The following is a 26,021-nucleotide window of genomic DNA, read 5'->3' as shown; positions in this document are numbered from 1 at the left end:
TGGATTTCCAGTGCGCCCGTGGACGTATCCACCGCCACTTTCGTCGCGTCCGAAGAGGCATAGCTCACCGTGCCGCCGTTCACCGGGGTCACCACAACCGGGGCCGGTGAAGGTGCACCCAGCGTCAGCGTCACGTCCTGCGGCTTCACGAGCAGATGGTTGCCTGCCATATAATGCACCTTCACGGTCTGAGTAGTTTTGTTATCAAGCCCCGCAATGACATCAATATCGCCAGGTGTCTGCGATGGCGGGAGCTGCACCGTCACCTCTCCCGTGGTAGAGGTGGTGCTGTCCGGCAAATTCTTCCCACCTACGGCAAAATGCACCACCTGCCCGACTGATGGCTGACCGTCTGCGCCATGCACGATGAATGTCAGGTGTCCTGTAGCCCGATTGTCGGCCTCGATATGTATCCCGGCTGGCGGCTGACCAAACACGGCCCCCGCACTACCCAGTGCAGTCGTGGCAGTAAAATGCACTACAACGGACTGGCTGACGCCATTCGCAGTGACCTTAACGGTAAAATCACCCACGCGGGTGCTGGTGACATTTATGGCCGCTACCCCCTGCGCATTCGTCATCACCGGAGCCGACGGGACACTGACCCCCAAGCCAGCAGACGCAAAACTCACCGCAGTACCACTGACCGGCTGACCCTGTGAATTTTTGACCGCCACCTGTACGACATCCGCACTCATTCCGTCAGCAGGCAATCCATCCCGTAAAACCTGAATATCACCCGATGTCAGAATAACCGGTACCACAAACGTTAACGATAACGGAGGTAAAGCTTTACCGTCCAGATGCGGGATAATCTGTGCCCGGCCCGCGCGAGCCCCGGCTGCGACCTCAATCATATACACACCCGGCTCGCGCTCACTGAGCACCCGTGCACGCACACCACCGGCAATCAGGTCATCCGCATACGCTTTCGGGAATGCTGCCTGCGTCGCCGCATCCAGCACACTGGTAACAGAGAAACGTGAAGCCGTGGTCATGCCACCCGCTCCACCGAGTGGTTTGAAGGTAACGGGCAATATGATGCGTGAAGCCTGTCCTGTCACCGGCCTGCCGTTCCCATCCTTCAGCACCAGGTCGAAGTGCGCCACAGAGCGCCCGTCTGCCGGTACCTGAACGTCATCTGAGGCCAGACGCAAACCGTCAGTGGCGGTAACCGTCGTCTGCGCCACATCAACGCCACTGCCCCGGACCGTCACCGCCAAATCCTGTGACGGCGTGTGATTACCCCGGGTATCCCAGGCAGTCGCACTGACCAGATACCGGTTGTCCTGACCTGGAATATAATCCGGAAGCTGAAGGAACCATTGCGTTCCGTCTCCTGTGATTTTTCCGCCAGCACTTTCCAGACCCGTAGCCTGCCATATGATATGGTCCAGTCCGTACTTAGCCTGGACCATGACAGTAAGCGGGATGCGTTCAAGTGCCCGCCCTTCTGCCTGTGCAGGCAGGCTCAGCCGGATCGGCTCCTGCTTGCGGTAGTCCAGCACTATATTATTATTACGTTCAACTAGGCCGGTCCTGTTTCCTGCCAGCGAATGCGCAAACGCCACCCCGTCAGGCGCTATCTGTTCTGATAGCGACTGGCCAAAGTTCCAGGTAAACTGCGCATTCAACTGCAGGTCATCCTTACCGCCGCTTTTGCGGTAATCGCTTCCCATCGTGACCAACGGAACCGGCGTATAGCTCACCCCCACAGTCAGCGCTTTCGGGTTTTTCTGCCGGGTATTTTTGTCCAGCAACCCCACGGCATCACCAAAGTACTGCTCATACTTTAACTTGCCGCCAATCTGCGGGTACGCCGGCAGCCAGCCGTTGGCTGTCACATCTAACCCGTCAGCCGGACGTTCATCGTAATCCTCATCATCACGGGACTGATGCCATCCGGTCAGCCCAAAATAGCCGTTGGCTGACAGTTTCAGATAATCCGTCCAGGCCTCCGCCCCGACACCGACCCGCCGGTTATGCCCGGTGAGATCGTTGTCGAAGAAGGTGTTCATCCCGTACATCCACTTCCCGCGGAAAAGACGCACACCAACACCACCATTCAGGGTGGTGCGGTCATCATGTCTGCGCCCCCCCAGCTGAGTGAAGAGCATGTCATGGCCGTTATCATATAGTGGCATCAGCACATCAGCCGCACTGTCATTCAGGGAAAAATGGTCATTCACTCCCAGCTGGACGCGCGCGGTACCAAACTGGCTAAGCCAGTCACTGACGACCTGTTCGCTACCGGATACAGCAGCAGAGCGGGCCTGAGAAGCAGCAGCATTGCTCACGCTGCTATGGTGCGGCCCGGTGGTAGCCTGAGCCAGACTGCTCATGCTGCCTGACAGCCACTGTCGAACTTCTGCCGTTTCACCCGATGTGGCGTGGGATGACTGAGCACCCTGCGGCACCGTGTCAGACGGGTTCTCACTGAAGGGGACGTCTATCTCATCACCGGCAGAAAGTTTTTCGAACGGTTTTGAGAAGGTGCGGAACTGGTTCATCTTTTTTAATGCTACAACAGAAAGATGGTAACGCAGGGCCACATCACTGACCGTCTCCCCCTCGCGCAACGTCCACGGTCTTGTCCAGGATGGCAGCACGCCATCATTTATCGTGCTCTTTTCAGCAGCAGTTACCATAAAAGGTGTGAATGTTCCGGCTATAGGAAACAGCACCTGAAACCAAATATTCAACCAAGCCAGATATCGGTAAATAAGTTTTACTCCTGCAAGAGTAAATCCAGAAGATGAATTACCATCTTTTTTTTGATGTTGATTTAACGTCATAACTCGCTTCACTGGGTTTGATATAAGGGTATTTTATAAGCTATAAACTATAAACGCCCTTGCTGAGAGCGCACGGAAAACTAAGCCAAGTTTTGGCTATTCTAAACTAGATTTAATAATCAGAAGTAAATATGAAATCATGCGTAGGACACCTAAACATCCAATATTACACACATTTAAAAAACATTATGAAATGGCCTGATGGAATAAAACAATCTGATAGGAAGGTTTAACCAACAAAAGCAAAAAAAATCAACAATTTTAAAATACATATCCACAAATCCATCACTCGCATTAACAAATGCATTGCAGATTAATTTAAGTCACACAGGAGATAAATTATCCACAATTAAACTAATTATGGGCTTTGTTAATGGAATGGTCGCCCCCTATATTCTGTGCCACAGTGGGACGATAAATCCTCACCACTTGAGCGGAGCGGCCATCATGAACGTTAAAACTATCGGCATCGATTTGGCAAAATTTTCCAGGTTCACGGAGTTGACGAACACGGCAAGCGATTGTTCAACAAGCAACTCAAACGAGCAAAAATGCTTTCTTTTTTTGCCAACATCCCCCCATGCTTGATCGGTATGGAAGCCTGCGCTTCCGCTCACTTCTGGGCCGGCAAGCTCATGTCGATGGGCCATAACGTCAAACTAATGGCCCCTCAATTCGTCAAACCCTATGTCAAAACCAATAAGCATGATGCTTGCGAAGCCGTAACTCGACCCAACATGCGCTTAGTGCCTGTCAAGACCCCTGAGCAGCAAGCCGTCCTGGCACTTCACCGAAGCCGTCAGAGTTTCATCAAGCAACGGACCGCTCAGGCGAATCAAATTCGGGGGCTATTGGCTGAATTTGGCGTCATCATTCCCCGTGGGAGCCAGCAGCTACAACTTCAGCTACCTGAGATCCTGGAAGATCCCGATTGAATCGCCACGGGTTTAACAGACACCTCAGAGTCATTTAAGATGTCTGAAAGCGAAGCGGTTGCAATGTTGAAAAGAAATGGCTAAAGCCCAATTCAGAAATGACGACGGAGTTCAGTGAGTGCTGTTTCCATAATTTGGAGGTAATCCCTTTCAGCGACACGCTGGAGGTAACTTTGGGGGCATCATAGCTGAAGCAGGATATTGACTGAGTGGTGTAGTAGCACACGCCGTAGTGAATAACTTCAGGCTATTAACTCTTCTACCGCACACCGCAGTCAACATTTATACTCTAGCGTGCTTATTTACATATCGCTGTCAATATTAGGATTATCTGAATGACGGTGTGAATGAAGTCTATTGACTGTGGTATGCAGACTGCATACCCCAGTCAATAGACTTCAAAATCTGCATACATCAGTCATTATCCGGTTTCACGCTGGTAAGCGCTTTTGCTAGTTTCTGAGGATCAATACCAGCGGCCTTCAGGGCTTTAATCACTTCGTCATAGTTCTGCTCAGGCGCTTCCTCTTCCTGCTCACGAGGAACAATAACCTTACTGCTTATTAGTTTTGGATTGCGGTAATGCACACTGAAGTATGTGGCCCGACCGCGCTTGAATTCGGTGTAGTTCAAATAGCCGATATCCTTCAGCTGGGTCATTGCTTTGCGCACCGTGTGGTTCTGTGTGTAGACATTAGATGTAAGATTAAGTCTGTCACGCATACGCTTCATGGAGATAGGGGCAGGATTCTGCGGAAGGCTTTCGATATAGGTATAGAGCGCCTGAGCGGACTCCTTACGTTGCAGAGCATCAATAGCCTTTAGACGCAACAAGACCCGTCTGTCCATCTGATAAAGCTCGAAGAGTTTGGGTTCTGCCTTGATCTCAACAACATCGGCGGTGATGTCGTAATATGCGGACTGGACCAAATGAGTGGTCCACCCTTTCGTTTCACTCTGAAACTTGAGGGTAACAGACGCCAGCTTGAACAGGGAGTTACTGATCCTGTCGCGCATTTTCTTGTTGGAACGACGGGAGTCAAAACCACACATTTTAACGAACTCAACAAAAGATAGTTTGAGCGTGTCACCTTTGACTCCAAAATCATACATTGAACGAATGATCCCGAGCCAGACTTTAAAGTCCGTATCCATATCGAGTCGTGATCCGGTGATCCTGACATCGGTATACCCTTCACTCCGGGCTATGGACAACTGTACGAGCTCCTCAGTTGCATTTGTGACGTTTTTACGGTTCGTCTTACTCCTGGAGGTCGATTTTAGGGTAGGTACGAACAGACCGAGTCTCATGAGCGCTACAGGCTGAACAGTGCTGGCGCTGTTGACATCCAGCTTAACAACTTCGCCCGTAGTCTTGTTGACCTCCTGAATATTCAGGGGTAACTCATTATTTTTCATAGCCATTTCATTAACCCACATTTATCCACAAAAGAGAGTATATACGCATATCACAGTCAACGGAAATACATACCTCTGTAAATACAATTGCATACCGCAATAGGTGATCCCGCACACAACAGTCAACATCCCACACACCGCAGTTAATGAAGAAAGCCTCCCAACCCAAGCTAAACGGGGCACTGAACGATGCTAGGATCTCTTTTGATCTCAACATGATCTCTATAGGGATCATTTATTGGATCGATATATGGAATAACTTGCTTCGATACCTACAGGTCACAAATGACATCGCACTAAATGATCCTACTCTAACAATTTGGCAAAGTACGAGTCTGAAATACAAAAAAGATTGACTGTGATATGCAAAAATATCACGACTCAGCCCCCTTCCACGTGTTAACGAATGGCATACCACAGTCAACAAAATGCATGCCGCAGTCAATTATTATTCTTAGAAAACATTCAGTAGACTTTCTTCAACTACGAAGCGTCAGTCATCCCCTGTCAATACGCAATAATTCCGCTTCCTCAACGCATGCGCCTGCGTGCGCATACTTTCTGCGGCGAGCGGATGATGTTTACTGAGATATGCCAGCGACTACTCAGGCATTCCTTAACCTGTTATATTTTGAGCAGCTTTGCAATTTTTAATATGGTTTGCAATTTTAGAGTTGCTTTGCGTCTTTTCTCAAGATTTAATATCTTTATGCAAAGATGATAACAAGGAATAGACAATGGGACTGATGGACACTCTTGATCAATGTATAGCTGCCGGTCATGAAATGACGAGAGCCATAGCAATTGCTCAATTTAATGATGACAGCCCAGAAGCCAGGAAAATAACTCGCCGCTGGCGTGTGGGTGAAGCCGCAGATTTAATTGGCGTATCTTCCCAAGCGATACGTGATGCAGAAAAAGCAGGCCGTCTTCCCCATCCGGATATGGAAATGCGCGGACGTGTTGAGCAGCGTGTGGGTTACACCATTGAGCAGATCAATCACATGAGGGATGTGTTTGGCACCCGCCTGCGGCGACCTGATGATAGCATTCCACCCGTCATCGCGGTGGCAGCACATAAGGGGGGAGTTTACAAGACGTCGGTATCTGTCCATCTGGCACAAGATCTGGTGCTAAAAGGGCTTCGAGTACTGCTCGTGGAAGGTAATGATCCTCAGGGTACTGCATCCATGTATCATGGCTGGGTCCCTGATTTACATATCCACGCCGAAGACACGCTGCTGCCTTTTTATCTGGGAGAGCGCGATGATGCAAACTATGCAGTCAAACCAACCTGCTGGCCAGGCCTCTACATCATTCCTTCATGTTTGGCTCTGCATCGTATCGAAACTGAGCTCATGGGTAGGTTTGACGACGGGAAACTGCCAACAGAACCCCACATGATGCTTCGCCTTGCCATCGAAACCGTGGCACATGACTATGATGTCATTGTTATAGACAGTGCACCTAACCTTGGCATTGGTACCATTAATGTCGTTTGTGCCGCGGATGTACTCATCGTTCCAACGCCAGCTGAGTTATTTGATTACACCTCTGCCCTTCAGTTTTTTGACATGTTGCGTGACCTGTTAAAAAACGTAGATTTGCAGGGTTTTGAGCCTGACGTCAGAATTCTTCTGACCAAGTACAGCAATAACAATGGCTCACAGTCACCCTGGATGGAAGAACAGATCCGAGATGCCTGGGGAAGCATGGTACTTAAAAACGTCGTACGCGAGACCGATGAGGTTGGTAAAGGTCAGATCCGTATGAGAACAGTATTTGAACAAGCTATTGATCAGCGTTCTTCGACGGGAGCCTGGAGAAATGCACTAGCCATCTGGGAGCCTGTTTGTAATGAAATTTTTGATCGCCTGATCAAACCTCGCTGGGAGATCAGATAATGAAACGTGCACCAGTCATTCCAAAACACACTGTAAAAGATATACGCCCCGAAATTAATCAGTCAGAGGCGCCCGCTGCACCGATGGTAGATTCATTAATTTCACGGGTAGGGGCGATGGGCCGAGGGAATTCTATTCAGCTTCCGGTTTGTGGTCGGGATGTTAAATTTATTCTGGAAGCAATCCCGGCCGAGAGTGTTGAAACAGCATCAAAAGTCTGGTCAGGTAATGAACGCGACCAAGAACTGCTGACCGAAGACTCTCTTGATGATCTGATCCCTTCTTTTCTCCTAGGGGGACAGCAGACACCTGCGTTCGGGCGACGAGTGGAGGGTGTCATTGAGGTTGCAGATGGCAGTCGCCGCCGGAAAGCTGCCATACTGACGTCATCGTACTATCGTGTTCTCGTAGGGGATCTCGATGATGCACAAATGATGGTTTTATCCCGGCTGGCTAATGATTACCGCCCTGTCAGTGCATATGAGCGGGGTAAACGCTATGCGCATCGGCTAGAAAATGAATTTAGCAGCAATGTATCTGGCCTTGCTGACGCAGAGAATATTTCCCGTAAAATCATTACTCGCTGCATAAACACGGCCTTATTACCAAAATCTGTAATTGCCCTGTTTACTCATCCTGGTGAGCTTTCCGCCCGTTCCGGTGAGGCTTTGTACAAAGCATTCAAAGGAAAAGAAGCGTTATTGCTGCAACAGACCCAGCAACTTCATGAGCAAAAGAAAGCCGGTGTTATATTTGAACCTGAGGAATTAATTGGCTTACTGACTGATGTACTGAAAGAGCCATCCGGTAAAAAAATTAACCTGAGTACCCGTCACCAGTTTGTACCTGGTGCGACCGCTCTTTATAAAGGCGATAAGGTGATTTTCAATCTCGATAAATCACGCTTACCTGCCGAATGTATCGAGAAAATAGAAAGCATACTGCGTGACTTACAATAGGTTCAGCCTGTGTAGCGATTCCTGAAAGCTTCAACATTATTTTCTGATTTTCTCCCTTTCTGACTTGCTGCTTTGGTATATATGTTCCAGAGCAGCAATTTTACCCTTCGAAACAGTACATACTGTGTTGTTTATAGTCGATTCTAGATTGTAATTGCCAGAACAAGATCTCTAGAGAATTCACTCAGATTTCATATCTGTTGCCATATATCTGAGAGCCACAGCTCATCCAGTAATCGGGTCCCTACCTATGAAATCCTCTTCTGGAAGGAACTGGGACCACGGTCCCATCCTGTACCGGAGTATCAAGGTCCTCATGATATTCCGGTCCTTACTTACGAAATCCTGTTCTGGATCGAACTGGGACCATGGTCCCAATCTGCACCTGAATATCACAATCAACCTGATGACTTTGCCAGAATTGGCGACACCATACTCCGGAATTAGCTGGGACCAAAGTTACTCTCTTTTCTGCAGTCATTTATCATGATCCATATCGTGAGAATATAAACTTTGCGCCTTTTAACGATGCGTAAGCAGAAAATGTTATTCCTGTTCCCCTGGTGCTTCCTCGCTCACTCGGGGGCTTCGCCCTGTCGTTCAGCTGCGGCGAGCACTACTGGATCTCTCTGAAAGGCGAAATTTAACCGATCCTCGCAATGGGGATATCTTTCCAGTGGGCGGTGTATGCAGGGGAGAGCATATCGCATTTCATTTGCCATGATGGAGCAACTCCTCGTCCGGCAAACCAGACCTGTCCCAGACCGGAATGATTAATGCCATCGAGAACCTCCATCAGCTCAGCGCTGTGAGGACGTGGCGGACGTTCGTCGAACAGCTGCGAAACGCCGGAGCCGGTGAAGTCATTCAGCTTCACACCGGCTTTGGCATACCGAGGCCCATCCTTCCAGATACGCTCCAGAGCTGTTGTGGCGGCCGCAATAATGTCCCGGGTGTCCTGAGTGGTGTAAGCAGTTTCTCCGTGGTCACGTTGCCGTAGTAAGGCTCTTTAACGGCGAACGGAGACGTTTTGATTAATACGGAAATATGCCGGCAATACTGGCGCTCTTTACGCAGCTTTTCTGAGGCCCGCTCAGCGTACTGACAAACAGCCTGGCGGAGCGAATCGTATTCAGTGATCTTCTCGCCAAAACTGCGGCTGCAGACAATCTGTTGTTTAGTAGGCGGTGCTTCCTCAAGCGACATGCAGCTTTCCCCGTTCAGTTCGCGCACTGTTCGCTCGAGAACGACGAAGAAATTTTTCCGGATGAAGGCCGGGTTCGTCAGGGCCAGATCGAGCGCGGTCCTGATGCCAAGAACATTGAGCTTGCGTGCAATACGGTTTCCCACGCCCCAGATCTCTTCGACCGGCTGCAGTGAAAGCAGTTTCCGCGTTCGCTGAGGATTCCCCCGGGTCAGGGCGAGCACGCCACGAAACTGTTTCCACTCCTTTGAGGCCCACTGGGCTGATTTTGCCAGGGTTTTCGTCGGCCCGGCACCCACGCCGATGGTCAGACGGGTACAGTCATACACGTGCTGACGCAGCTGCCGGCCGAAGTCCTCCAGGTCCATGCAGTGCTCAACGCCGGTCAGGTCGAGGAACATCTCGTCAATCGAATACTGTTCCACCCTTGGGGCCAGCTCCTCCAGGCAGCCCATCACGCGCGCTGACATCGAGGCATTTATGTGGAATAGAAAATCAATATAAATAATGCATGCTTTAAAAGATTACTATGAACTAAATGCATACGTCCGAAATTGTTACCATATCTCAAGATTCACAACTAATAATTTCGTATATTAATCCTCCAGGGCAGGTAGTCAGCTATCTGTTTGGCTTCCCTGATGCGATGGTAAAATGAAAAGACCATCGTTATGGGTTTAATAAAAAGATGCAGTCTTCTCCAGCGCAGCATGTTAGAAGGATTTTTCAATGGATGTTGAAATCAACTACTGCAATAACATAGATAACGCTTGCATTACACTCTCTGAAAATAAACTTAACATTAAGTTCGCTCCAAATGGCACGGGTAAAAGCACCATATCACGTGCCATTTTGCACAGTGTTTCTCGTGATGCCGCTGGTCTTAACAGTCTGCTACCTTTTAAGTTTCGAGCAGCGAATCCCGACGAATTTCAGCCCAGTGTAACGGGTACAGAGCAAATTCAGGATGTAATGTGCTTTGATGAAAAGTACGTATCTCAGTTCACATTTCAGCCTGATGAACTGATTAGTAACAGCTTTGACATCTTTATCAAAACAGAAGCCTACAACCAAACGGAGCGAGAGATCGACTCGATGGTAATGGCAATCCGGCAGGAATTCAGTGGTAATGATGAGCTTGAGCTATTTATTACACATCTTCAGGAGCTTAGTGGTGCGTTCAAGCTGACAAGCAAGGGCTTATCTAAAGCCTCTACGGGGATGAAGGGGTTGGCAGGGGGTAACAAGCTTCAGCATATTCCCTCCGGGCTAGAGCCTTATCAGCCATTTATTCAGAGTCCTCGTAATGTAGAGTGGATCGAGTGGCAGACCAAAGGGTATGAAAATTTCTGCTCACTCTCTGAGGGATGCTGTCCTTTCTGCACAGGTGATTCTCACGAAAAAGCAGAACAAATTAGCAAAGTAAGCGCTGAATATGACAAAGCAGTGATCAAAAATCTGGTTGGTATCATCACAGTACTTGATAAATTAGGCGAGTATTTTTCCGAAGCCGCACGCTCCCGTCTGAGGGAAATAACGACGTTACAGGGAGGATTGGAGAAGAAGCATGAAGACTATCTTGTTACCGTAAAGCAGCAGACAGAAAATCTTCTGGCCATGCTCTTAACATTAAAAACCCTGAACAGTTTTACTTTTAACGACGCCGGAAATATTCGTGCCTCTTTAGCCTCTTTTCGTTTGGATGTGAAGTATTTTTCCGAGCTGCAATCTGATAAAACTCTTGCAACAATTGGGCGACTGAACGCCTCGTTAGATAGCCTCATTTCCCAGGCTGGTTTGCTGCAGGGGCAAATCAACAAGCAACGCGCTGGCATGCAGCGGCTCATTCAGAAACACAAGAAGGATATCAACACTTTTCTGGCATATGCGGGTTACCGCTATCAGGTAGATATATCTGGCGATGGAGAACAGTGCCGTCTTAAGCTTCGCCATGTCGACTATACCGACTATCTCAGTGGAGGTAGCCAACATTTGAGCTATGGCGAGCGTAATGCCTTTTCGATCGTTCTTTTTATGTACGAATGCCTGGCTCGTAAGCCCAACCTGATTATTCTCGATGATCCTATCTCTTCGTTTGATAAAAACAAAAAATTTGCCATCCTAGAAATGTTGTTCCGCCGTGACTCATCTGAGTGTTTGAAAAACCAGACGGTACTGATGCTTACACATGACGTTGAGCCAATCATCGATACTCTGAAGTCGGTGAAGAAGTTGTTTAGTAACCAGGTTACTGCATCCTATTTACGTTATAGCACTGGCACGATAACTGAATTACCTATCCGCGAAAGCGATATTCTGACGTTTGCCCAAATCTGCAAAGTGGTTCTCGAATCCGACTGTGATGACCTGATTAAGCTCATTTATCTTCGCAGGCATTATGAAATCATGGACAATCGAGGTGATGTTTATCAGGTACTTTCTAACTTGTTTCACCGCCGAGAGGAACCAATCGACACACGCCTACCTCTGATTGAAGGAACAGGGGACCCGATGATGGACCCGGAGAGCTTCCTTAATGGATGCAGTTTAATCACTAAAAATATTTTTGGTTTTGATTACCCCCATATGCTGAGCTTGCTGAATGATCCTGACAAAATTCTGTCGTTATATCGAAGCTGCACGAATGGCTATGAAAAACTTCAGGTGTTCCGACTACTGGAACCTGAGGCCGATAACCGTGTCATTCGCAAGTTTGTGAATGAAACCTATCATATTGAAAACGAGTTTATCTGCCAACTAGACCCCACACGATTCGATCTTATCCCGGAATACGTTATTGTTGAATGTGACAGGCTGCTCCTTAATATCGGGGCGTCGAACGATGATGCTGAACTGGAAACGGCCTGAACGTATGGTCTAGATGTAACTCTTCTTAGCAGTGAAGGTGAGTAGTAATACTCACCTACCTGGATCTCCAATTCAATTGAGCCTGCTGATAAGCAGGCCTTTTTGGCGAGACACAGAAGCCTCTAAAGGTGGGACATGCGAGACATGGCGCTTTTTATGCCGCCAGATAGTATCTTTCTGGCCCTGTAATGACAAAAAGCTGATTTCCGTTAACAATAACCCTGTTTAAATATCCAGATAAAAACATTTCCTCTGGGTCAAATGAGTGATACAGTTTCACCCATAAGACCCAATGGAGGCAATATGTCTGAATTTGAATTACTGGCGCAGGATCTGCTTGAGAAAGCAGAGGCGGAAGAACAACTGCGACAGGAAAATGATAAAAAGCTGCTCGGGCAGGTGCTGGAAATCTATGACCAGAAGTACGTGGCTGAACTGCTTAGAAAAGTTGGTAAAAATGAGTGGAGTCGCGAGACTCTTAATCGCTGGATTAATGGTAAGTGCTCACCTAAATCGCTGACGTTAGCCGAAGAGGAACTTCTACGAAAAATGCTTCCGGAAGCGCCTGCACATCACCCTGACTATGCCTTCCGGTTTATTGACCTGTTTGCTGGGATTGGAGGTATACGGAAGGGCTTCGAAACCATCGGTGGCCAGTGCGTTTTTACCAGTGAATGGAATAAAGAGGCTGTGCGCACATATAAAGCTAACTGGTTTAACGATGCTCAGGAACACACTTTCAATCTCGATATTCGGGAAATCACGCTCAGTGATAAACCTGAAGTACCTGAAAACGATGCCTATGCTTACATTAATGAGCATGTGCCGGATCATGATGTACTTCTGGCAGGTTTCCCCTGTCAACCGTTCAGCCTTGCGGGCGTAAGCAAGAAAAACTCGCTCGGGCGCGCGCATGGTTTCGAATGTGAGGCTCAGGGAACGCTTTTCTTCGATGTGGCGCGTATTATCCGCGCAAAAAAACCTGCCATCTTTGTTCTTGAAAACGTTAAAAACCTGAAGAGCCATGACAAGGGTAAAACCTTTAAAGTCATCATGGATACCCTCGACGAACTGGGCTATGAAGTTGCGGATGCAGCTGAGATGGGCAAAAACGATCCAAAAGTTATCGACGGAAAGCACTTTTTACCTCAGCACCGAGAACGTATCGTTTTGGTCGGTTTCCGTCGTGATCTGAACATTCACCAGGGCTTTACCCTGCGCGATATTAGTCGTTTTTATCCGGAACAGCGTCCGTCATTTGGCGAACTGCTGGAACCCGTGGTTGACAGCAAATATATACTGACGCCGAAACTCTGGGAGTATCTCTATAACTACGCCAAAAAGCACGCAGCTAAGGGTAACGGATTCGGTTTTGGCCTCGTTAATCCTGAAAATAAAGAAAGCATTGCCCGTACGCTTTCTGCTCGCTATCACAAAGACGGGTCTGAAATTCTGATAGACCGTGGCTGGGATATGGCCACAGGTGAAACAGACTTCGCGAACGAAGAAAATCAGGCGCATCGGCCCCGCAGGCTGACTCCACGAGAGTGCGCGCGCCTTATGGGTTTTGAAAAAGTAGATGGCAGGCCTTTTCGCATTCCTGTGTCAGACACTCAGTCGTACAGGCAGTTCGGTAACTCCGTAGTGGTGCCCGTGTTTGAAGCCGTAGCCAAACTGCTTGAACCTTATATCCTGAAAGCGGTTTATGCCGATTCGTGCAAGGTTGAACGAATCTGATCGCTCCTCCCGGTATTTATGCCGGGAGATAATCTATGGAATATCTGCGTAAAGCCCTGTCAGCTCAGCAATAAACGCACCTAGCGTCATTAGCTCAGCTCTCACCGCCTCCGGGTATTTTTTGTGCAGAGATGATGGCACGACCAGTCTGACACCCGACTCCCGCATCTCCCGATATTGAGCCAGAGAAACTCCCTCCTGGAGTGTAAACAGATGCACCTGATGAATTTTATCGGCCTCATTCAGTATCTGACGCCAGCGATCCTTACAGGTAGTCTTGACTGCCAGCATGCGCAGATTTTCTACGGGAAACTCAGTATCGTGGTAAGCCCCTGCGGAAGGGAAAAGGAAATCGGGTTTTTTATTACCTTCTGTGACGGCCTGCGTCGCAAAGTGTCGCAGGCCGTGCTCAATGAATAGATGCTCCAGGTGCAGTTCCAGCGACTTCCCGGCTCTGGATTTACGGCGATTGCTGACAGAATTGGCCAGCGCAATAAATTCATCCACAGAGCCAAATCCTTTCCGGATGATATCCAGAACATGCAGTTCCTCAACCAATAGAAATATGTCGTACTCCACGCGCCGGCGGTCAAGAAGTTGCTCATCCGGATCAAGGGAATTTTTCACATAATGGCTGGCTGCATACTGAATAATTTCACTTCCCGACGGAAAGCGCAGGTGCCAGTCTTCAGGTAGAATATATTTATGATTTACTGGCGCTTGCTGTAGAGATAGTCCGCCTAGAATCTGTCGTGCGGGGCCGGATATAAGCGCTCCGGGTATAACTTCACCAATAGCGGTCTCAATGACGTCCTCTTCATCAGTGCTGGCGCATACCCAAATATTTACTTCCTTACAGTCCCCCCCTTGCTCATCAAGCTTGAAAGCCAGGAGCGTCAGAGCCCCTGTATTTTCAGGATCCTGAAGTGGGCTGCCTCTACCCCAGCGGGTAATCCTTTTTTCATTCCGGGTTTTACCAAAATGACGGCTGTTATAATAAATTGCCCGAGCTTCGCTGTCAGGGCAATCATGCGATGACACATGTGCGGTGAGAAAAACCGAAGGGTTCAGTTCACGGGTATGGTTGATAGACGGAAACAGTTTTTCAACGATACCTGAAGGGATATAAAGCCCTACCTGGTGACCACCTGTTGCGCCGGTATCGTTGGCGGAAAGGCGTTTGATGTAGACGAAGTAATTCTCACATGCGATCTCAAGTAGCCAGTTGTGGAAAACCGACATAAGCATCCCCTGTTACCCTGAAACTCTACTCACCATTTTTTCATAATTATATACAAACAGCCAGAAAGGCTGTTACAGGCGATTTGATCTGCAACCTATTGGTTAATATGCTCTGATGTGCGCAATCTTCGCTTTTTGCTCATATTGGTTCATTTTATCCTCCGGACTTACCGGTTAATTTTGCAAGAGCCTGTTCTACTTTTTTAATATCCTGCTCTACAATGGCTTTCTCATCAGGCGTGAGCGGGACCTCTTCGAGATAACGCCTGATAGATGTTTTACTCTCCAGCATCAGTCCGCGCGCACTGTCTTTCAGCAGATTAAAATCGCAACCAATGCAGGCCATTCTGTTCGGGCAACTGCTCCAGAATGGATTCATGCAGAAGGACTCACCAAGGTCATAATAGGTTGCCGGACCAGTGGGCGTGACCGCTTCCGGATCGTGATCGACCAGTACGCTTATCATATGGGCTATCCGATCGGCCTTCACAAATGACGCTGCCAGCTGTGTAGGGCGGATGCGAATGTAATGCAGGGTTGACTGTGGTGATGAATGACCTGACCATTGCATCAGTTCATACAGCGACATGCCCTGTGGTACGCTGGCAAGCGCAGTCAGGGCTGAAGCCCGTCCACGGTGGCTGGTTATGGCGCCTCCGCTGTCTTCAACCGGCAGCCCCGCTCTAGCGCAGAGGACTGGGATGACCGTCCGATTAATCACATCGCTGCCTGCCGGCTTGCCGCGATACTGGAAGAGATAACGGACTTTTTCTCCGGTGCGATCATCATTCAGTTTTGCCTGATCCACGGGACGGACGTTCAACCATATGTCTACATATTTTTTTACAATGACAGAGACGGGTTTAACAAATGCTTTCGATGTCTTTCCTGCCGGCACGTTTAGATAACATAGTGTTCCGGCAGGAACGACACTACCATCCTCCCTGATAATGTCTTCTGACTGAGGCGTGACGCATTCCGTAGTCAGGCGCAGGAGTTCATTCTGTCGTAAACCTGCATGGGTCCAGATAACAGCCATTGCCTGAAGCATGGAAAGGGGATAGTGAATTTCACTGAGCAGGTCTTCGTGGCGCAGGTTCAGACTGGCCCAGATGAGTTTGAGCCAGACGGGATCATCTATCACTCTCGGATTTACACCACGGCGAAAAAGTGGGGTATCCGGCGTGAAAAGGTGACGGGCGGGGCTGAAATTAAGGCGTCCCCAGCCCCAGAGTTCGAAATCGCTCATAAATCGTCGCAGCGAATAGATAAAATGTGCACGTGAATGTGGCATCATGGGCTCTCCGGAGCGTTTGGACTTCCGCAGTCCATGTTCAGTCCCCAGAGACAGCTCATCCACTTTCATTCGCCCCACAGCAGCGATAAAACTGGCACATGTCTCAATAGACCAGTCTGTCGGGACCTTCACCTCGGGATGCTCCTTTGCCAGCCAGAGGCCGCAGCGAAGAATAAAGCTGTACTGGTTTTCACGGGTTCTGGGACGAAGCACAGATGTCTCACGCCAGCGTCTGCACCATGCGACCCATTCAGGGCTGATATTTTCGACCGGCTTCTCATGCCATTCGGTGTAGTTACGCATTCGTACCGGCTTTGCAATAATGCCAAGTGCGGCAAGCCCATGAGAAATTTTCCCTACGTGTCTTGATATGCGCTTATCGTGGTACTGCTGAGCTTGCCAGAGAAGCTCTGTGGTCATCTCTTCAAGCCTGGGATTATCATTGATTAGCATCAGCAGACCCAGGGGGGAGGAAACGGCATGCCGCAGGTGCTGAGGGGAATAGCCCAGTGATATCAGTGCTTCCGACAGCCGGTTCAGCTGGTCCCGGAAAATCGCGTTACCGTAGATGGCACTGGCGTAAAGCGACAGAATGTTTTCATGAGGGATCTGAAGCGGCGATGTGAATGGACCGAGATGATATGCAAATGCCATCATAAGTGGTTTACCGCGACGATATTTATCAAACAGGGAGATCCACTGGTCTTTCCGCCAGTTCCAGCAGGGTTGCCCTACATTTTGCATTTCAGTCAGCATCGCCATAATTACAGTGCGGGTAAGTCTACAGCCGGTGCCACTGTTGTTGGCGATATCCAGCAGGGGAGTGATCAGGGAAGAGAGGGAACCGGACCTGCCATAGTTACGGGAGCGCTTATGGCTTGTACTTAGCGCTTCTTTCTGCTCAGAACTAAAGCCAGCGTGCAGGTCATAATCTGCACGGCAAAAATGCGCGTATATGAAACCTTTATCACGCTTGCCTGTCATTCTCTCTCTCCGGGCCAAACATGATAGCTGCGATTTTCCGGTCAGTCTCCGCAACAGTCATCGCCATTCTGGCCGCAAGATCAGTGCCTGAAAGATGGATATATATCTGCGTGGTGCGTAGATCACGATGACCAGCATAGGTTGCTATCTCATGCAGCTTCCATCCCGCCCGGGCAAGATGTGTCAGTCGCAGGTGACGAAAGGTGTGCGTGGTCAGAAATGGCATGCTGGTCCTGTCTGACCACTCGCGAACCGTTTTACTCCAGCTCCAGTATGAAAGCGGTGAGCCATAATTTCTGTCAGAAAACGAACGGAACAGTGCTCCACCAGTAATACCCGTTTGCCTCAGGTTCCTGAGATGTGCTGCCAGTACCGGCGTAATCGCCGGGCCGTAGCAGACCACCCGTTCGCGTTTGCCTTTAGTGTTTTCGGCGCGAATCCGTATAAGCCTGTGGGCAGGATCGATATCCTCTATGGTTATTGTTGTCACCTCAGAGCGTCTTAGCGCACCATGATACGCCAGCGCTAGCATCAGGCGATCGCGCAATGAACAGTCTGATATATAACCCAAGAGATGATACCACTGGCCGTCATCCGGAATTTGTGGCAGTCGTGTTATTCGCTGGATCATACCGCGTCCTGCTGAAGGCATGTGGGGTGTGCCTGCTCGCGGTAAAGGGTTCCGGATAATTACCCCCATGTAAATCAGATAGTCAAACCACAGACGTATAGCAGAAAGGCGAAGCTGAAGCGTTGCACTGGCTGCAGGCTGAGGCATGCCGGGTAACTGGGGGCGAATGTACGCAGCGATATCTTCAAAGCTTGCCTGCTCGGGGGGCAATTCCCGCTGGCAGCAGAAGTGAAAGAAGTGAGTAAGTGCGCCGCGGTAGGCATGAATTGTCGCCGGTGACCTGCCGAGATCGGATAATAACCCCAACCATCGTTCTGCCTGTGAACTGGCAGGAGTACAGAATAAAGTGGTGAGCATTGTGTTCTCCTTTGTAATCAGGAACCCTGTTCAAAGTTTACACAGAAAATGTTGCATTCCACTTAACTTACTAAAGTTCATAGTTGCTTGAGAACGCGTATATTTTTTCCGGGTACTTTTCGTTTTTCATCTGAAACCACGGCGTGCCCATTTTGATCCAGGGCTTTGCCTCGGCACTTCTTGCGATGACGCAGCCATCGTTATTACTGAGCACCACAACCGGCTTTCCTTTCAAATCAGGGCGGAAAACACGTTCGCAGCTGGCATAAAAGCTGTTCACATCGGCCAGGGCAAACATCAGTACATCTCCCTCGGGCGGTGGATGATGTGCGTGACGACGCCAAAGATATCCAGATCGTCCGGGTCGGGATAAATCGGCGACCAGGCCGCGTTCATGGGCTGCAGCGTCAGTCGTGGCGTCAGCAGAAGCCGTTTAACCGTAAACTCCCCCTGCACGCTGGCCACAACAATATCGCCGTGCCGGGGCTTCTCTGCACTGTCCACAACCAGCAGATCGCCATTGTAAAGGCTGCCGTCGGACATGCTGTCACCGCTGGCACGGAGATAGTAAGTCGCGCTCGGGTGCCGTATGCAGTAATCATGGAGATCCAGGTCGGACTCGACATAGTCAGCTGCAGGGCTAGGAAAACCGCAGCTGGCCAGGTCTGCAAACAACGGGTGGGCCTGTGGCGGGATTTCTTTCCCGGTGCTGAAAAGCTGCAGTTTCATCTTTCCTCCTAACGTCAAAATATACTGGTTATGTATACAGAATATTTAACAGCGTGAGGATAATCCAGATCACCTGCCTCATGAACAGGGTGAGTAACCTAAGTTACTCAAAATGCTATTTAATCTCATTCTGAGATTTTTTAATTACTCACAATGAGAAATAAGTCTTTTACTTTGCCATTTTGCTCTTATAATATGTATCAAATTGAGTTTAATTGACGGAGCATAATGATGAATATTTACTGCGATGATGGTTCAACTAATGTTAAGCTGGCATGGTTTCAAGGAAACGAGCTGCAGACCCGGGTTTCAGCTAACTCCTTCCGGCATGGCTGGAAAGTGGCGGAATTCAGTGCCGCAACGTTCAACTATCAGGTGGGCACGCTGAAATACACCTGGGACAGCGTCAGCCGGGATGCCATCCCGACAACAAACGTGGAATACCAGTACGGTGATCTCAACCTGCTGGCCGTGCATCATGCCCTGCTGAACAGCGGACTTGAGCCGCAGCCGGTGAGCCTGACCGTGACGCTGCCCCTGAGCGAGTATTATGACGGGGACTGCCAGCGGAACGAGGAGAACATCCGACGCAAACGGGAAAACCTGATGCGTGAGCTGGTTCTGAATAAGGGCAGGGCATTTACCGTAACGGACGTGAAGGTGATGCCTGAATCACTGCCGGCGGCGTTCTCCCGTCTCGCGGAGCTGAAGCCCGGACCCGCTGAGACCACCCTGATTATCGATCTCGGCGGAACCACGCTCGATGCCGGCGTGATTGTCGGACAGTTTGATGATATCAGTGCGGTACACGGCAATCCGTCTGTCGGCGTGTCACAGGTCACCCGCGCAGCTGCAGGCGCGCTGCGGGCTGCAGACAGCGAAACCAGCGCTCTTATTGCTGACACGGTCATCCGCAACCGCAATGATCGTCAGTATCTGCAGCGAGTGATCAACGATGCCGGAAAAATTGACGATGTTCTGAACAAAATTACAGAGGCAATCACTTCCCTGGGGGCGCGTGTCACCAGTGAGCTGACGGCCTTCAGGAACGTTAACCGGGTATTCCTGGTCGGGGGAGGGGCATCCCTCATTGAAGAGGCTATCCGTCAGGCCTGGCCTCTGGCTCCTGACCGTATCGAGGTTATCGGCGATCCGCAGCTGGCGCTGGCCAGAGAGATTGCCCTTTACAATAAAGAGGACTAAACGTGCCGGACGGCCAGTATTCTTTCTATCTGCACAGCGACGATCGCACCGACATCGCGGCGATGGCGACCATCAGCACCATCTCACAGCCCCTGCGCGGTGACTTCATCCGGACCGCCGCCACCGCCGGGGCGGTGATGTACCAGACGGATGCCCGTTTACCGGCGCTGATCCCGGTGTTCTTTGACGGAAATCTGAGCGCCATCCGGCTTTGTGCCGTGATGGCGCTGGTATCCGGCACCTGGTCTTCACTCTCAGGACTTCCTGATGAGCCTGACGGTGGCGTGGCGGCTCTGGCCATGTCACCGGAGACGGAATACCAGCGCCGGCGTTACACCCTGACGCTTCAGGATGACCGGAGCAGTGAACGGGTTGAGCGTGTGCTGACGGGCGTGTCATCCCGCCTGCGCGGAGAGCTGCTGAGAAACCTGATTATCACCGGTCTGGCCCTGCATACGACCGCACCGGAGCTGCCGCGTCTGCTGGCCAGCATGCCGGTACCGCCCGGCACGGTCAGCGAGTTGCAGGTTCTGGTTCAGCAGATGGCTGGTACGGCTGACGTGAGTATGGCTGCAGTGCCGGAGAAACCAGCGGAGCCTGCCGCACCGGTATCCGCTGAAGCGACCAGCATAAAGAAAAATATGCGCCGGGCATTCGGAGACTAGAGCATGTCAGTGATTAAACAAAAAGCAGTGCAGTGCATTCATAACTTTCTGCGCGCCCGGAACGTGCCTGAATCTCAGTGGCCGGAACGGGTCAAAAAGACCGGCAGGGGAATGATACTGGCAGGCGTGGCCGTCGTGGTTCCTGGCGTTCTGGTTGATAACATCTCACTGCCGGTGACAATCGCGATGCAGGTCTGCTATGCCTCACTGATCGGCCTCGGGGTTCTCCTGGCGTTTGACGAGAAAAAACCAGAGGGGCGGGGATGAATATGAACATTAACCTGAAGGAAACAGTATGCAGCTTGAAGAACTGACAGGAGACGAACGTACGCTGGTCGTTGTGGCACTGCAGGCGTTGTTCCGCGAGAGATTATCCGCATCAAATGTCGTCTTCACGGTATGTAGTCTGTCCGGAAAAGAGCAGCCGCCGGAAGATATTTTTGGGCTGCGTGAAGTAGAGGATGCGCTGAGACGTATTGGTGCCGCTCCTGCGCGTTAAATCCGGTCTCGTAAACTTCAGAAAAAAACGGCAGGGTGACATCTCATCCCTGCCGTCAAAACTAAACGCTTAATTTTTCGGCGATTATAATGTATTGTTTTGTGATGTAAATCACATTTTAATTTAATGTGAAATTTTTCCTCCGCTTTATATCTCCCGTAAAAAATTACCCGCCGTGCCTTCACGCTAACCCGGCCGCTGCGGTCGCAAGGGTTCACGTTGTCTCCGTCCTCACCCGTTCGCGCCCTGCACGGTGCATTCAGCCCGTGAAGGGCTTGCGCTGCGGCTTCGGCGTCGCCCTGGCGTCCTCCGCTTTACGCCGTGTTTTTGTGGCGGCACGGCGCAAGAGAGTGCCGGATGCTGAGGACACAACCATGTTCAGACTGACCTGTATTGAACTCGATAACGGCGAGTTTGCCGTCTATATCAATCACCATTACCTGAGGAGTGAAGATGCCAGCGGAGAGCGACTTTCTCTGGGGGAGGTTCTGGAGCAGCTCTCCCTGCTGCCGGGCGTGGAATTACAGACCCTGCTGGAACCCGTACCGGAGTGCGATGACTGGTGCTGGAATGACATCGCCGATCGCGTCCTGCCGCCGCGTCCTGCATGTCGTGATGATGTGACGGTGGCAGGGCTCATCGCCAGGCTGAAGCAGTACCCACCGGATGCACTGTGTATGGGGACGTTCTGGCTGGAAGATGATTTTCTGTCGCTCGATGGCAGTCTGTCGGAGGAGGAAATTGCAGAAGCCATGCGTATCTGCGACCACAGCCACGATGCAGGCATCGGTTTTAACTGGGACACGCTGCAGTTCGCTATCGACCACGTGAAGGGGCGCTGAAAAAAAGGACACCATCCGGGGAGGGGGTGTCCTGAAGCCATGCAATTCGTTACAGGTGAAAACCCTTAAGATGTTTTCGGCGCTGATAATCACATAATCACTTCGCACTTTCACCTGCCATATATCCGACTCAAAAAAAAGACGTCTCCGGTCGGGTACGTCCTGAAATCAAAGGCACACATGTCAGATAACGGCGCGAATCCATTATCAGCGTGCATTCTGCCATACACTCACGTACTCATCAGCTACCAGAACCGGTACCGAAGGATGTCGGTTCCCTCCGCCTTATTGCCGCCAGCCGGCGGCGTGTTCAACGCCGTGCCTTCACGCTAACCCGGCCGCTGTGGTCGCAAGGGTTCACGTTGTCTCCGTCCTCACCCGTTCGCACCTTTCACGATGCATTCAGCCCGTGAAAGGCTTGCGCTGCGGCTTGCGGCGTCGCCCCTGCGCCCTCCGCTTTTCGCCGGGTTTTTGTGGCGGCACGGCGCAACAGGGTGCCGCATATCAGAGAGGAGTGTGTCTATGTCCCGTTTTATTCTGGGTGACTGCGTGCAGGTGATGTCCCGTTTTCCGGCGCGTGCCGTCGATTTTATTCTTACCGATCCACCGTACCTGGTTGGCTATAAGGACCGTACCGGCCGCACCCTGGCCGGGGACAACTCTGCCGAATGGCTCCAGCCCGCCTGTCATGAAATGTACCGCGTGCTGAAAAATGACAGCCTGATGGTGAGTTTCTATGCCTGGAACCGCGCGGATCTGTTTCTGAATGCGTGGAAAACGGCCGGTTTCAGGGTGGTTGGCCATATCGTCTTTGCCGAGAGCTACGCCTCAAAATCGACGTTCGTGGGTTACACCCATGAGAGCGCCTACCTGCTGGCAAAGGGAAGGCCGCAAACCCCGGACCGTCCCATCCCGGACGTGATCCCCTGGAAATACACGGGCAACCGACATCACCCGACGGAGAAGCCGGTGCAGAGCCTGCGGCCGCTGATTGAATCGCTCACGCGTCCGGGGGCTATTGTCCTTGACCCGTTCGCCGGCAGCGGCTCCACCTGCGTGGCCGCCGCCGAAGCCAGCCGCCGCTATATCGGGATCGAGATGCTTGAGCAGTACCACGCCGCCGGCGTTCGACGTCTGGCACAGGTTGAACGGGCGAGAAGGATGCCGGCGGCCAATGACGGCGCGTTTTACCCCGACTATCCGGAGGCGGCATGAACTACCCGGGCCTTGAACACCTGCGCGCGGACGTGGCCGCGCTCAGCAATGCCATGTGTGACGTGCGGATGCTGCTGAACCGCCTCGAATCGCAGCACCGGCACGACGCGGCAACGCTTACCGAACGTATGGCTGCGCAGACTCTGCGCCGGATCAACACCCTGCTTCTTGAAGCCTACCGCGAAGCCCTGGTGCTGGACGAAACCTTTCAGGACTGACTGACCCNTCTTGAAGCCTACCGCGAAGCCCTGGTGCTGGACGAAACCTTTCAGGACTGACTGACCCTGCCGGGCTGATGCCCGGCCTTTAACCCCTTACAAGAGAGAAAAACGATGTACGGAACCCGCGAAGAACTTTGTGTACAGCTTGAAAACATGTTCACGTTTGACGAACCCCTGGTCCTGCTGGTCTGGACGGAAGAGGGGATTAGCGTGGCCTGCCGTGAAGCCCAGCCAGAACCGGACGGGACTGAAATCCGGAATCTGATGAAGGCGATCGGCGAAATGAAAATGACGCAATACCGCCAGGAGGGGGTAAATAATCTGACTGTCAGCGATCTCCTGGCCCGTCAGCGGGAAGTGGCAAACCGTCAGGTGAGTGTTCCGGCGGTACTCCTGTCCCGCGTCCTGCGTAACTATGAATGCGAGCTGGAAAACCGGATCGGTATGGCCTGGGAAGCCGGGCGGCAGGAGCCGGAATCCGTCAGGAATGAGCTGAAGGACGTTCACGCATTACAGGAGACGCTGGCCGCGTAAGGGAGAGAGCCGGGGTAACGCCCCGGCAACCGGTGGCCATCCACTGCGAAAAGGATGTCAGTGCCTTCCGCTTTTATCCGCCGCTGCCCTCCGGGCCACGTCGGGACAATGAAACTCCTCTGAAACTCCGTGCGGTGACGGCATGCGCCGTGACTTCACTGTAGCCCGGCCGCATCGGCCACAAGGGTTCGCTTACGCCTCCGTCCTCACCCGTTCGCACCCTTCACGGTGCATTCAGCCCGTGAAGGCTTTGCGCTGCGGCTTGCGGCGTCGCCCCTGTGTCCTCCGCTTTTCGCCGGTCTGTCGTGTCGTCACGGCGATGCCGGAACCGAGAATATGTTAACCGTGGAGGATCTATGAACCAGACCGTGACCTGTGATGCTGTTCGTCTTGAGGGTGCGCAGCGCCTGACTTTCCTGCCTGATTTGTTTGGCGGCGATTTTATGACGTCCGAGGCATCCGTGTACGCCTACGCCCAGCGTTACTGCCCTGAGTATCAGGGGGGATTCTGGCAGTTTTACCGGCTGCCGGAAGGCGGCGGATATATGGCGCCTGACGTGGAGAGCCTGACCCTGTGCAATCCGGACAACTGGTTTGAGCAGACTGTCAGCGGGGAAGTGGCGGGGATCATCCTCACGGCGCTGGTACTGAATCACCGGAGCTGGCACCACAGCAACCATGACCATGAGGAGCTGTGCCGCCACTTCTGTCGCCGTTATGAGCAGCTTATGGCATTTGCTGATACCCATCCGGAAAGCGCCACGATCTGGCGTGCTCTTGACTGACTGACCACGGGCGGCGATGCCGCCCGACTAAAGGAGAAAAACATGATTGGTACAGCAAGAGAAATTGCCCTTGAAATGTTCAGACATTCCGACCTCGATGGCGAGAAATACGTTTTCGCCAGCTGGAGCCGGAACGATATTCGCGGTCTTTGCATTGACTGGGATCTCAGTGATGAAGAGATAGACGTGGTGATGGAAAGACTGGAGGCAGAGCTGTATCCCTCCGGGTGTGTCCCTCTCATCTACAACATTGTTGAGGTGATGGTGGAAGAAAAACGGAAACACCGTAATGTCACCATTCCGGCTGCGGCGCTTGCGGTGGTGATGCAGCTTGCAGGGAAGGAAATGGAGCGTATCGCCGTATGCGCCGAGGATGGCGGCGGATCGGCAGAAGAACCCCTGAAAGAAGAAAATAACGTCATGTTGAGCCTGCGCGCGGCGCTCGATGCCTGACAGAGAAACCGGAGGCGTTGCCTCCGGAAACTGAAAAAAGGAGAACACTATGCAACTGTCACCGGAAACCCGCAGCATCCTGCGCCAGTATAAAACACTTATCAACGAGCGACGTCGCGAATCCGGACTCAGCCCCGTAACCACAGCTAAAGTGCTGGAAGAGATCTGCGAATCGGCTACCCGCCAGTGCGCCGTCTATCTTTGCGGCCACTTCATTCTCCAGGGCGGTCAGGGCGACGGACAATAAATAATCCGGGCGGGGCATAGGCGCCGCCTGTTCGCGCGCGAAAACCCTGTCATCCCTTCGGGCTGACGGACGGCAAGGCCAGCGCCTGCGGCGCAGCCCCCTCCCGCCCAGATGTAAGCCCGGAGAGATGCAGATAAAAGGCATTGTGAGGGCAAATTGTCACGGATACGGTCCTGCGTGGCGTGGCGTGGCGTGGCGTGGCGTGGCGTGGCGTGGCGTGGCGTGGCGTGGCGTGGCGTGGCGTGGCGTGGCGTGGCGTGGCGTGGCGTGGCGTGGCGTGGTGCGGTTGCCGGCTC

The 26,021-nt window shown here is 51.5% G+C and carries 21 protein-coding genes and 3 pseudogenes; 16 read left to right on the top strand and 8 right to left on the bottom strand.

What is annotated here, in order from left to right; genetic code table 11:
- Positions 1 to 2,648: inverse autotransporter beta domain-containing protein (locus tag SPH27_RS22620; RefSeq protein ID WP_322435901.1), on the bottom strand; the 2,648-nt coding region annotated here is incomplete at its 3' end.
- Positions 2,649 to 3,242: 594 nt separating this feature from the next.
- Between SPH27_RS22620 and SPH27_RS22615 the strand changes: the two are divergent.
- Positions 3,243 to 3,727, top strand: a pseudogene (locus SPH27_RS22615) (IS110 family transposase); the annotation flags it as partial.
- A 417-nt stretch (positions 3,728 to 4,144) separates the two neighbouring features.
- Here SPH27_RS22615 and SPH27_RS22610 read toward each other — a convergent pair.
- Positions 4,145 to 5,155: a RepB family plasmid replication initiator protein gene (locus SPH27_RS22610; RefSeq protein WP_322435900.1), complete on the bottom strand. Its 1,011-nt coding sequence runs from the start codon at positions 5,153 to 5,155 to the stop codon at positions 4,145 to 4,147.
- A 731-nt stretch (positions 5,156 to 5,886) separates the two neighbouring features.
- Here SPH27_RS22610 and sopA point away from each other — a divergent pair.
- Together sopA and SPH27_RS22600 are read left to right on the top strand one after the other, a co-directional pair.
- Positions 5,887 to 7,053, top strand: coding sequence for a plasmid-partitioning protein SopA (gene sopA, locus SPH27_RS22605; protein WP_322435899.1), 1,167 nt, complete (start codon positions 5,887 to 5,889; stop codon positions 7,051 to 7,053).
- Entirely contained in the window at positions 7,053 to 8,012 is a 960-nt protein-coding gene (locus SPH27_RS22600; protein ID WP_322435898.1) for a ParB/RepB/Spo0J family plasmid partition protein, read from the top strand. Before sopA ends, SPH27_RS22600 begins: the two co-directional genes overlap by 1 nt.
- 643 nt (positions 8,013 to 8,655) lie before the next feature.
- Here the strand turns inward: SPH27_RS22600 and umuC are convergent.
- A pseudogene (gene umuC, locus SPH27_RS22595) lies at positions 8,656 to 9,704 on the bottom strand (translesion error-prone DNA polymerase V subunit UmuC); the annotation flags it as partial.
- Positions 9,705 to 9,945: 241 nt separating this feature from the next.
- Between umuC and SPH27_RS22590 the strand changes: the two are divergent.
- The gene (locus SPH27_RS22590; protein ID WP_126495906.1) at positions 9,946 to 12,084 is read left to right on the top strand and encodes an AAA family ATPase; all 2,139 of its coding nucleotides are present in this window, start codon (positions 9,946 to 9,948) and stop codon (positions 12,082 to 12,084) included.
- A gap of 303 nt (positions 12,085 to 12,387) precedes the next feature.
- The gene (locus tag SPH27_RS22585; RefSeq protein WP_322435897.1) at positions 12,388 to 13,821 is read left to right on the top strand and encodes a DNA cytosine methyltransferase; all 1,434 of its coding nucleotides are present in this window, start codon (positions 12,388 to 12,390) and stop codon (positions 13,819 to 13,821) included.
- Positions 13,822 to 13,854: 33 nt separating this feature from the next.
- Here the strand turns inward: SPH27_RS22585 and SPH27_RS22580 are convergent, their stop codons facing one another.
- The 5 genes and pseudogenes from SPH27_RS22580 to umuD all read right to left on the bottom strand — a co-directional run bounded on the left by SPH27_RS22580 (position 13,855) and on the right by umuD (position 19,061).
- Entirely contained in the window at positions 13,855 to 15,063 is a 1,209-nt protein-coding gene (locus SPH27_RS22580; RefSeq protein ID WP_416208290.1) for a type II site-specific deoxyribonuclease, read from the bottom strand.
- Positions 15,064 to 15,217: 154 nt separating this feature from the next.
- Positions 15,218 to 17,344: a tyrosine-type recombinase/integrase gene (locus SPH27_RS22575; RefSeq protein ID WP_322435895.1), complete on the bottom strand. Its 2,127-nt coding sequence runs from the start codon at positions 17,342 to 17,344 to the stop codon at positions 15,218 to 15,220.
- Complete coding sequence (locus SPH27_RS22570) at positions 17,328 to 18,332, bottom strand: tyrosine-type recombinase/integrase (protein ID WP_322435894.1); 1,005 nt, start codon at positions 18,330 to 18,332, stop codon at positions 17,328 to 17,330. The genes SPH27_RS22575 and SPH27_RS22570 overlap by 17 nt, the downstream gene beginning before the upstream one ends.
- Positions 18,333 to 18,405: 73 nt before the next feature.
- Positions 18,406 to 18,630: pseudogene (locus SPH27_RS22565) on the bottom strand (DNA polymerase V subunit UmuC); the annotation flags it as partial.
- Positions 18,630 to 19,061: a translesion error-prone DNA polymerase V autoproteolytic subunit gene (gene umuD / locus SPH27_RS22560; protein ID WP_032641211.1), complete on the bottom strand. Its 432-nt coding sequence runs from the start codon at positions 19,059 to 19,061 to the stop codon at positions 18,630 to 18,632. The pseudogene SPH27_RS22565 and the gene umuD, both read right to left, overlap by 1 nt.
- Positions 19,062 to 19,292: 231 nt before the next feature.
- On the opposite strand from umuD, the gene parM reads away from it, so the two are divergent.
- The 11 genes from parM to SPH27_RS22505 all read left to right on the top strand — a co-directional run bounded on the left by parM (position 19,293) and on the right by SPH27_RS22505 (position 25,725).
- The gene (gene parM, locus SPH27_RS22555; protein ID WP_322435902.1) at positions 19,293 to 20,264 is read left to right on the top strand and encodes a plasmid segregation protein ParM domain-containing protein; all 972 of its coding nucleotides are present in this window, start codon (positions 19,293 to 19,295) and stop codon (positions 20,262 to 20,264) included.
- A 2-nt stretch (positions 20,265 to 20,266) separates the two neighbouring features.
- Positions 20,267 to 20,929 (top strand): plasmid partitioning/stability family protein, encoded by a 663-nt coding sequence (locus SPH27_RS22550; protein WP_322435893.1) that lies wholly within the window; start codon positions 20,267 to 20,269, stop codon positions 20,927 to 20,929.
- 3 nt (positions 20,930 to 20,932) lie between these two features.
- Positions 20,933 to 21,196 (top strand): hypothetical protein, encoded by a 264-nt coding sequence (locus tag SPH27_RS22545; RefSeq protein ID WP_013087139.1) that lies wholly within the window; start codon positions 20,933 to 20,935, stop codon positions 21,194 to 21,196.
- Positions 21,197 to 21,224: 28 nt separating this feature from the next.
- Positions 21,225 to 21,428 (top strand): hypothetical protein, encoded by a 204-nt coding sequence (locus SPH27_RS22540; RefSeq protein WP_322435892.1) that lies wholly within the window; start codon positions 21,225 to 21,227, stop codon positions 21,426 to 21,428.
- Positions 21,429 to 21,802: 374 nt separating this feature from the next.
- On the top strand, positions 21,803 to 22,270 hold the full coding sequence (locus tag SPH27_RS22535) for a hypothetical protein (protein WP_322435891.1): 468 nt from the start codon (positions 21,803 to 21,805) through the stop codon (positions 22,268 to 22,270).
- A 522-nt stretch (positions 22,271 to 22,792) separates the two neighbouring features.
- Positions 22,793 to 23,485 carry a DNA methylase gene (locus SPH27_RS22530; RefSeq protein ID WP_322435890.1) on the top strand — a complete coding sequence of 231 codons (693 nt, stop codon included), beginning with the start codon at positions 22,793 to 22,795 and terminating at the stop codon, positions 23,483 to 23,485.
- Positions 23,482 to 23,703 (top strand): hypothetical protein, encoded by a 222-nt coding sequence (locus tag SPH27_RS22525; protein ID WP_013087144.1) that lies wholly within the window; start codon positions 23,482 to 23,484, stop codon positions 23,701 to 23,703. Before SPH27_RS22530 ends, SPH27_RS22525 begins: the two co-directional genes overlap by 4 nt.
- 114 nt (positions 23,704 to 23,817) lie before the next feature.
- Complete coding sequence (locus tag SPH27_RS22520; RefSeq protein WP_126349177.1) at positions 23,818 to 24,240, top strand: DUF1380 family protein; 423 nt, start codon at positions 23,818 to 23,820, stop codon at positions 24,238 to 24,240.
- Positions 24,241 to 24,596: 356 nt separating this feature from the next.
- Positions 24,597 to 25,025, top strand: a complete 429-nt coding sequence (locus SPH27_RS22515) for an antirestriction protein (RefSeq protein WP_008502215.1) — start codon at positions 24,597 to 24,599, stop codon at positions 25,023 to 25,025.
- Positions 25,026 to 25,067: 42 nt separating this feature from the next.
- Positions 25,068 to 25,478 carry a hypothetical protein gene (locus SPH27_RS22510; protein WP_322435889.1) on the top strand — a complete coding sequence of 137 codons (411 nt, stop codon included), beginning with the start codon at positions 25,068 to 25,070 and terminating at the stop codon, positions 25,476 to 25,478.
- A 49-nt stretch (positions 25,479 to 25,527) separates the two neighbouring features.
- Positions 25,528 to 25,725 carry a hypothetical protein gene (locus SPH27_RS22505; protein ID WP_072050670.1) on the top strand — a complete coding sequence of 66 codons (198 nt, stop codon included), beginning with the start codon at positions 25,528 to 25,530 and terminating at the stop codon, positions 25,723 to 25,725.
- The last annotated feature ends 296 nt before the right edge of the window (positions 25,726 to 26,021 follow it).

The sequence above is a fragment of the Enterobacter sp. A103 genome, assembly GCF_034427535.1.
Taxonomy (GTDB): Bacteria; Pseudomonadota; Gammaproteobacteria; order Enterobacterales; family Enterobacteriaceae; genus Enterobacter; species Enterobacter asburiae_B.
The sequence above is the reverse complement of the archived record's forward strand: the minus strand, read 5'-3'. Positions and strand labels throughout refer to the sequence as shown.

Coding starts and splice junctions, on each gene's coding strand:
- SPH27_RS22540 (WP_322435892.1), top strand. CDS start 21,225: ATGCAGCTTGAAGAACTGACAGGAGACGAACGTACGCTGGTCGTTGTG.
- SPH27_RS22580 (WP_416208290.1), bottom strand. CDS start 15,063: ATGTCGGTTTTCCACAACTGGCTACTTGAGATCGCATGTGAGAATTAC.
- SPH27_RS22535 (WP_322435891.1), top strand. CDS start 21,803: ATGTTCAGACTGACCTGTATTGAACTCGATAACGGCGAGTTTGCCGTC.
- SPH27_RS22575 (WP_322435895.1), bottom strand. CDS start 17,344: ATGACAGGCAAGCGTGATAAAGGTTTCATATACGCGCATTTTTGCCGT.
- umuD (WP_032641211.1), bottom strand. CDS start 19,061: ATGAAACTGCAGCTTTTCAGCACCGGGAAAGAAATCCCGCCACAGGCC.
- SPH27_RS22600 (WP_322435898.1), top strand. CDS start 7,053: ATGAAACGTGCACCAGTCATTCCAAAACACACTGTAAAAGATATACGC.
- SPH27_RS22530 (WP_322435890.1), top strand. CDS start 22,793: ATGTCCCGTTTTATTCTGGGTGACTGCGTGCAGGTGATGTCCCGTTTT.
- SPH27_RS22505 (WP_072050670.1), top strand. CDS start 25,528: ATGCAACTGTCACCGGAAACCCGCAGCATCCTGCGCCAGTATAAAACA.
- SPH27_RS22515 (WP_008502215.1), top strand. CDS start 24,597: ATGAACCAGACCGTGACCTGTGATGCTGTTCGTCTTGAGGGTGCGCAG.
- SPH27_RS22510 (WP_322435889.1), top strand. CDS start 25,068: ATGATTGGTACAGCAAGAGAAATTGCCCTTGAAATGTTCAGACATTCC.
- SPH27_RS22545 (WP_013087139.1), top strand. CDS start 20,933: ATGTCAGTGATTAAACAAAAAGCAGTGCAGTGCATTCATAACTTTCTG.
- SPH27_RS22570 (WP_322435894.1), bottom strand. CDS start 18,332: ATGCTCACCACTTTATTCTGTACTCCTGCCAGTTCACAGGCAGAACGA.
- SPH27_RS22520 (WP_126349177.1), top strand. CDS start 23,818: ATGTACGGAACCCGCGAAGAACTTTGTGTACAGCTTGAAAACATGTTC.
- parM (WP_322435902.1), top strand. CDS start 19,293: ATGAATATTTACTGCGATGATGGTTCAACTAATGTTAAGCTGGCATGG.
- SPH27_RS22525 (WP_013087144.1), top strand. CDS start 23,482: ATGAACTACCCGGGCCTTGAACACCTGCGCGCGGACGTGGCCGCGCTC.
- SPH27_RS22590 (WP_126495906.1), top strand. CDS start 9,946: ATGGATGTTGAAATCAACTACTGCAATAACATAGATAACGCTTGCATT.
- SPH27_RS22585 (WP_322435897.1), top strand. CDS start 12,388: ATGTCTGAATTTGAATTACTGGCGCAGGATCTGCTTGAGAAAGCAGAG.
- sopA (WP_322435899.1), top strand. CDS start 5,887: ATGGGACTGATGGACACTCTTGATCAATGTATAGCTGCCGGTCATGAA.
- SPH27_RS22610 (WP_322435900.1), bottom strand. CDS start 5,155: ATGGCTATGAAAAATAATGAGTTACCCCTGAATATTCAGGAGGTCAAC.